The organism is Mycobacterium sp., from assembly GCF_050700595.1.
Taxonomy (GTDB): domain Bacteria; phylum Actinomycetota; class Actinomycetes; order Mycobacteriales; family Mycobacteriaceae; genus Mycobacterium.
In genome coordinates, this window is the sequence record NZ_JBOHHI010000228.1 from 1 (window position 1) to 6,693 (window position 6,693).

Below are 6,693 nucleotides of genomic sequence, written 5' to 3' on the forward strand. Positions count from 1 at the left end.
CTGGTGACCGACCTGCAGACCGCCGAATTGGTGAAGGTGTCCGCCAATGCCTTTCTGGTGACCAAGATCTCGTTCATCAACGCGATCGCCGAGGTGTGCGAGGCGGCCGGCGCAGACGTCACCATGCTGGCCGACGCGCTCGGGCACGATCCGCGGATCGGCCGTCGATGCCTGGGCGCCGGTCTGGGTTTCGGCGGTGGTTGCCTGCCCAAGGACATCCGCGCTTTCATGGCCCGCGCCGGGGAGCTGGGTGCTGATCAGGCGCTGACGTTCTTGCGGGAGGTCGACAACATCAATATGCGCCGCCGCACCCGAATGGTCGAACTGGCCGGCACCGCCTGTGGTGGCTCGCTGTTGGGTGCCAACATCGCGGTGCTCGGCGCCGCGTTCAAACCCGAGTCCGACGACGTGCGCGACTCGCCGGCGCTCAACGTCGCCGGCCAGCTACAGCTCAACGGCGCCACCGTCAACGTCTACGACCCCAAGGCCCTGGAGAACGCGCAGCGGCTGTTTCCCACGCTGAACTATGCGGTTTCGGTCGCCGAAGCGTGCGAGCGCGCCGACGCGGTGCTGGTGCTCACCGAATGGCGGGAGTTCGTCGACCTCGACCCCGACGACCTTGCCGCTGCGGTGCGATCGCGGGTCATCGTCGACGGCCGCAACTGCCTCGACGTCGGCCGTTGGCAGCGGGCAGGTTGGCGCGTCTACTGTCTGGGCCGGCGCGTAACCTGACCGGGTGGATTATGCGGCAGCCTTGCTCGAGCAAAACCGAGACTTCGGGGAGATGATCCGCAGCGCCGACCCGTCGACGCCGGTGCCGACCTGTCCGGACTGGACGTTGGAGCAACTGTTTCGTCACGTCGGCCGGGGCGACCGCTGGGCGGCGCAGATCATCACCGACCGGGTCGATCACTTCCTCGACCCGCGCACCGTTGAGGGCGGCAAGCCGCCACCGGATCGCGACGACGCGATCTCGTGGTTGCACGCCGGCGCGCAGCGGCTGATCGACGCCGTCGAACTGGCGGGTCTGGAGGCCCCGGTGTGGACGTTCCTGGGGACGCGACCGGCGTACTGGTGGGTCCGGCGCCGGTTGCACGAGGCAACCGTGCACCGCGCCGACGCCGCGCTGGCGCTGGGGATCGATTACGCACTGACGCCCGAGTTGGCCGCCGACGCGATCAGCGAGTGGCTGGAACGGGTCGCGGCGGAGGCCGGACGCGATGGTGCGCCGCTGCCTCTCGATGCCGGCAACACCGTGCACCTGCATGCCACCGATCCCGGGCTGGGGGTCGCCGGTGAATGGACCATCCGCGCCGACTCGGGCCGGATCACCTGGTCACACGACCACGACAAGGGCGCGGCGGCGTTGCGCGGCGCCGCGAGCGACCTGTTGTTGGCCGCTGTCCGGCGAGTTGCCGTCGCCGACACCGACATCGCGATGTTCGGCGATGCCGGGGTGTGGCAGAAGTGGCTCGACCACACGCCGTTCTAACCCGGGCACACGCGGTACCTTGCAAATCATGACCACATCGGAGATCGCCACCGTGCTGGCGTGGCACGACGCCCTCAACGCGTCCGACATCGACACCTTGGTCGCGCTGTCCAGCGACGACGTCGAAGTCGGCGACGCACACGGCGCGGGGCAGGGCCACGATGCCCTGCGCCGGTGGGCCGCTGCCACCAACATGGCCGCTGAGCCGGGCCGGATGTATGTCCGCGACGGCGTCGTCGTCGTCGAACAGAAAATCGGGAGCCCCGGTGCCGACACCGCTGCTGCGTCGGCATTTCGGGTAGTCCACGATCACATCACCTCGGTGTTCCGCCATCAGGACCTGGCCGCGGCACTGGCCGCGACCGAACTCGCCGAGGCTGACCTGGTCGACTGAGTAGGAATAGGAGCAACGCATGCGGGGCATCATCCTGGCCGGCGGCTCGGGCACGCGCCTGTATCCGATCACCATGGGCATCAGCAAGCAGTTGTTGCCGGTTTACGACAAGCCGCTGATCTACTATCCGCTGTCCACGCTTATGACAGCCGGCATCCGTGACATTCAGATCATCACCACCGGCCGTGACGCACCCGCGTTCCAGCAATTGCTCGGCGACGGAGCGGCGTTCGGCATCAACATCAGCTACGCGATCCAGGACCGCCCCGACGGTCTGGCGCAGGCATTCATTATCGGGGCGGAGCATATCGGCACCGGCTCGGTGGCATTGGCGCTGGGCGACAACATCTTCTACGGACCCGGTCTGGGCACCAACCTGAGTCGCTTCCAATCAGTCAGTGGTGGCGCGATTTTCGCCTACTGGGTGGCCAACCCGTCAGCGTACGGCGTGGTTGAGTTCAGCGCCGACGGCGTGGCACTGTCGTTGGAGGAGAAGCCGGCCACCCCCAAGTCCCACTACGCGGTGCCGGGCCTGTATTTCTACGACAACGACGTGATCGAAATCGCCCGGGGCCTAAAGAAGTCAGCGCGCGGCGAGTACGAGATCACCGAGGTCAACCAGGCCTACCTCAATCACGGCCGGCTGACCGTCGAGGTGCTTGCCCGCGGCACCGCGTGGCTGGACACCGGGACGTTCGATTCCCTGTTAGATGCCAGCGACTACATCCGCACCCTGGAACGCCGACAGGGCCTGAAAATCGGTGTTCCCGAGGAAGTGGCCTGGCGGATGGGGTTTGTCGACGACGAGCAGTTGGCGCAGCGTGCCCACAAGCTGCGCAAGTCCGGGTACGGGGACTATCTGCTGCACCTGCTCGAGGTGAGCTGAAGCGTCGGCGTGGAATACGCTGTGCACGCCGCATGACAACACCTTCGAATCCGTCGCCCATTAGTGGCTTGGCCGTGCTCGCCGCCCTGGCAGCCGCCGTCGTCGCCATTGCCGGAGTATGGGTTTTCTACTCAAGACATGGTGACGCCACGCACAGCGAATCGACACCGACGTCGGGGGCCACCTCCTCGCCGTCGCCGAAGCTGGACAAGGATGGCCGGTTCCTGTGGCTGCTGGACGTTCACGGGCTTCAACTATCGCGAGCCGACGATGTTGCGATCAACGATGCGCACAACGTGTGCTCGCGGTTGGAGGGCGGCGAGAGCGAAGAGCAGATCGTCCAAGACATCGTCGCGGGATCGCCGGACCTGTCGGTGGACAGCGCCACCGCTTTCGCCGACATCGCTATGGACGTGTACTGCCCGTAGGTGTTACTGGCGGTAGCCCGCCAAGAAGTTGCCCAGCCGCTCGATCGCACTGGACAGGTCGCGTGACCACGGCAGCGTCACGATCCGGAGGTGATCCGGTGTGGGCCAATTAAATCCAGTGCCCTGAGTGACCAGAATCTTCTCCGACAGCAGCAGGTCCAGGACAAGCTGTTCGTCGTCCTGGATGTCGTACACCTCGGGATCCAGTCGTGGGAACGTGTACAACGCCCCGGCAGGTTTGACGCAGGACACCCCGGGAATTTCGTTGAGTTTGGTCCAGGCCACGTCGCGCTGTTCGCGCAGTCGACCGCCGGGCAGCACCAGGTCCTCGATGCTCTGATGGCCGCCCAGCGCCACCTGGATCGCGTGCTGTGCCGGAACATTCGGGCACAATCGCATATTCGCCAGCAGATGAATGCCCTCGATGAAGCTGCTGGCGTGGTCTTTCGGTCCGGTGATCGCCAGCCAGCCGGCCCGGTATCCGGCCACCCGGTAGGCCTTCGACAATCCGTTGAAAGTCAGGCACAACAGATCCGGCGCCACCGACGCCATGCTGATATGTTCGGCGTCGTCGTAGAGGATCTTGTCGTAGATCTCGTCGGCCAGCAGCAGTAGTTGATGCTCGCGCGCCAGATCGGCTATCTGCGTCAGCACTTCGCGGCGGTAAACGGCGCCGGTCGGGTTGTTCGGATTGATCACCACCAGCGCCTTGGTACGCTCGGTGATCTTCGATGCCAGATCGGCGATATCGGGTTGCCAGCCCTGGGTCTCGTCGCACAGGTAATGCACCGGGGTGCCGCCGGCCAGCGAGGTCGACGCGGTCCACAGCGGGAAGTCCGGTGCCGGGATCAACACCTGGTCGCCGTTGTCCAGCAGCGCCTGCAGTGTCAGCGTGATCAGCTCGGAGGCACCGTTGCCCAGATAGACGTCGTCGACGTCGAATTGCGGGAAACCGTCAACGAGTTCGTAGCGGGTGACCACCGCGCGCCGCGCCGGCAGAATGCCCTTGGAATCCGAATAGCCCTGCGCGTGGGGAAGCGCCTGGATCATGTCGCGCATGATCACGTCGGGAGCCTCGAAGCCGAACGCTGCCGGGTTGCCGATATTGAGCTTGAGGATGCGATGGCCTTCGGCCTCTAGTCGCGCCGCGTGGTCGTGCACTTTCCCGCGGATTTCGTAGAGCACGTCTTGCAGCTTCGACGACTGCGCGAACGCGCGCTGCCGCTGCTGGTGCGCGGTGGCGTGCCACGGCAGCTGGTGAGTAGTCACGTCAACCATGGTGCCATGGCTGTCCACTCAAAATTCGCCGAAGTGGGTCAGCGCTTGCCGGGCGGCCGCGCGCCGCGGGCGATGCCCAGGCCCGTTGCCGGTGGTGGTGCGGCTTGCTTGTCGGCATCCTCGTCCGCCGGGGCGGGTTCGGATGCCGGCTCCTGCTTTGCCGCCGGCTCGCCGGTGGCAGCCTTTTTGGCGCCGGGTCGTTTGGCGCCCGCGGCGAGTCCCAGCCCCTTTGCCGGTGCGGCCGATGGCTTGGCCGCCGGGGCCGCTTCGGTTTTCGCTTCCGTTTCCTGCGCGGCCGGTGGTTGTGCCGGGGCGGCAGTCTTTTTGGCGCCGGGTCGTTTGGCGCCGCCGGCAAGTCCCAGCCCCTTGGCCGGTGCGGCCGGTGGCTTGGCCTCTGGCGCTTCGGTTTTCGGCGCCGCCGCTTTGTTTGCTCCGGGCCGCTTGGCGCCGCCGGCGATACCCAGACCGCTAACAGCCTTGGCGGCCTTCTCCTGCGTCGGCGCCGTGGGTTCCGGTTCGGCGGCCTCCTTGGCCGGCGCGGCGGGTGTGGGTGCGGCCGCGGCCTTGGGCGCGGACTCGGCGGCTTGCTTCGCAGCAGTGCCCTTGGCCGGCAGCGTGACCTTGCCGCGGTCGATGGACTCCAGCAGGATGTTGGCCACGTCGCGCACGTCGACGTCCTCACGGCCGGCTGCCTCGGCGCGGTCATCAACCCCGTCGCTGATCATCACCCGGCAGAACGGGCATGCGGTGGCGACCGTAGTGGCCGGGGTGGCCAGGGCCTCGTCGACCCGTTCGTGGTTGATCCGCTTGCCGATGTGCTCTTCCATCCACATGCGCGCCCCGCCGGCGCCGCAGCAGAAGCTGCGCTCGGCGTGCCGCGGCATCTCGGTCAGCGTGGCGCCCGACGCCCCGATCAGCTCACGCGGGGCCGCGTACTCCTTGTTGTGCCGGCCCAGATAGCAGGGGTCGTGGTAGGTGATCGACGGGCCGTCCCGGTCCACCGACGTGACCGGCACCAGCTTCTTGTCGCGCACCAGCCGGTTGAGCAGCTGGGTGTGGTGCAACACCGTGTAATTGCTGCCGAGCTGCTTGTATTCACGGCCCAGGGTGTTGAAGCAGTGCGGGCAGGTGACGACGATCTTGCGGTCGACCGTCTCAACCCCCTCGAACAGCCCGTCCAGCGTCTCGACGGCCTGGGCGGCCAGCTGCTGGAACAAGAACTCATTACCCGACCGGCGCGCGGAGTCACCGTTGCAGGACTCCCCGGTGCCCAGCACCACGAACTTCACCCCGGCGGTGGCCAGCAGTTCGGCGACGGCTTTGGTGGTCTTCTTGGCCTTGTCGTCGTAGGCGCCCGCGCAGCCCACCCAGAACAGGTACTCGAAGCCGTCGAAGCTGTCGACATCCTCGCCGTAGACCGGGACGTCGAAGTCGACCTCGTCGATCCAGTGAGTGCGGTCCCCGGCGTTCTGCCCCCACGGGTTGCCCTTGGTTTCCAGGTTCTTGAACAACGTGGACAGTTCGGAGGGGAACTCCGATTCCATCATCACCTGGTAGCGGCGCAGGTCGACGATGTGGTCGACGTGCTCGATGTCGACCGGGCACTGCTCGACGCAGGCGCCGCAAGTCACGCAGGACCACAGCACGTCGGGGTCGATCACCCCACCCTGCTCGGCGGTGCCGACCAACGGGCGGGTCGCCTGGTCGGGGCCGGAACCCGCCACCCGGCCGAATCCGGACTCGGGCACGTGATGGCCGGTGTCGTGCGCGGCCTTCGGGTCGAAGCCGTCCGTGGGTTGCGGTTTGTCACCGAGGAGGTAGGGCGCCTTGGCCATCCAGTGATCGCGGAGATCCATGATGAGCAGCTTGGGGGACAGCGGCTTGGCGGTGTTCCATGCCGGGCACTGCGACTGGCAGCGGCCGCACTCGGTGCAGGTGGCGAAGTCCAGCATCGCTTTCCAGGTGAAGTCTTCGATCTTGCCGCGGCCGAAATCGGCGTCCTCCGGCGGGTTTTCGAAGTCGACCGGCTTGCCGCCGGACTCGATCGGCAGCAGCGGGCCCAGTCCGTCGGGCAGCCGCTTGAACACGACGTTGATCGGCGCCAGGAAGATATGCAGGTGCTTGGAGTGCAGCACGATGATCAGGAACGCCAGCATGACCCCGATGTGCAACAGCAGGGCCACCGGCTCCAGGTACTCGTTGCCGGTGTGGCCGA

The 6,693-nt window shown here is 66.6% G+C and carries 7 protein-coding genes; 5 read left to right on the forward strand and 2 right to left on the reverse strand.

What is annotated here, in order from left to right:
- The 5 genes from ACRDTL_RS20570 to ACRDTL_RS20590 form a co-directional block, all read left to right on the forward strand.
- Positions 1-732 (forward strand): nucleotide sugar dehydrogenase (locus ACRDTL_RS20570; protein ID WP_431508544.1); only part of this gene is annotated, 732 nt, incomplete at its 5' end.
- Between the two features lie 4 nt (positions 733-736).
- Positions 737-1,492, forward strand: a complete 756-nt coding sequence (locus ACRDTL_RS20575; RefSeq protein WP_431508545.1) for a maleylpyruvate isomerase family mycothiol-dependent enzyme — start codon at positions 737-739, stop codon at positions 1,490-1,492.
- A 28-nt stretch (positions 1,493-1,520) separates the two neighbouring features.
- Complete coding sequence (locus tag ACRDTL_RS20580; RefSeq protein ID WP_431508546.1) at positions 1,521-1,886, forward strand: nuclear transport factor 2 family protein; 366 nt, start codon at positions 1,521-1,523, stop codon at positions 1,884-1,886.
- Between the two features lie 19 nt (positions 1,887-1,905).
- Complete coding sequence (gene rfbA, locus ACRDTL_RS20585; protein ID WP_431508547.1) at positions 1,906-2,772, forward strand: glucose-1-phosphate thymidylyltransferase RfbA; 867 nt, start codon at positions 1,906-1,908, stop codon at positions 2,770-2,772.
- Positions 2,773-2,804: 32 nt separating this feature from the next.
- Positions 2,805-3,200: a DUF732 domain-containing protein gene (locus ACRDTL_RS20590; protein WP_431508548.1), complete on the forward strand. Its 396-nt coding sequence runs from the start codon at positions 2,805-2,807 to the stop codon at positions 3,198-3,200.
- A gap of 3 nt (positions 3,201-3,203) precedes the next feature.
- Here the strand turns inward: ACRDTL_RS20590 and ACRDTL_RS20595 are convergent, their stop codons facing one another.
- Both ACRDTL_RS20595 and ACRDTL_RS20600 read right to left on the reverse strand, forming a co-directional pair.
- Positions 3,204-4,496, reverse strand: a complete 1,293-nt coding sequence (locus ACRDTL_RS20595; protein ID WP_431508549.1) for a pyridoxal phosphate-dependent aminotransferase — start codon at positions 4,494-4,496, stop codon at positions 3,204-3,206.
- 20 nt (positions 4,497-4,516) lie between these two features.
- A partial coding sequence (locus ACRDTL_RS20600; RefSeq protein WP_431508550.1) for a heterodisulfide reductase-related iron-sulfur binding cluster occupies positions 4,517-6,693 on the reverse strand: 2,177 nt, incomplete at its 5' end.

What these genes read in the sequence shown, in the direction of transcription:
- rfbA (WP_431508547.1), top strand. Translation starts at nt 1,906, where the DNA reads ATGCGGGGCATCATCCTGGCCGGCGGCTCGGGCACGCGCCTGTATCCG.
- ACRDTL_RS20590 (WP_431508548.1), top strand. Translation starts at nt 2,805, where the DNA reads ATGACAACACCTTCGAATCCGTCGCCCATTAGTGGCTTGGCCGTGCTC.
- ACRDTL_RS20580 (WP_431508546.1), top strand. Translation starts at nt 1,521, where the DNA reads ATGACCACATCGGAGATCGCCACCGTGCTGGCGTGGCACGACGCCCTC.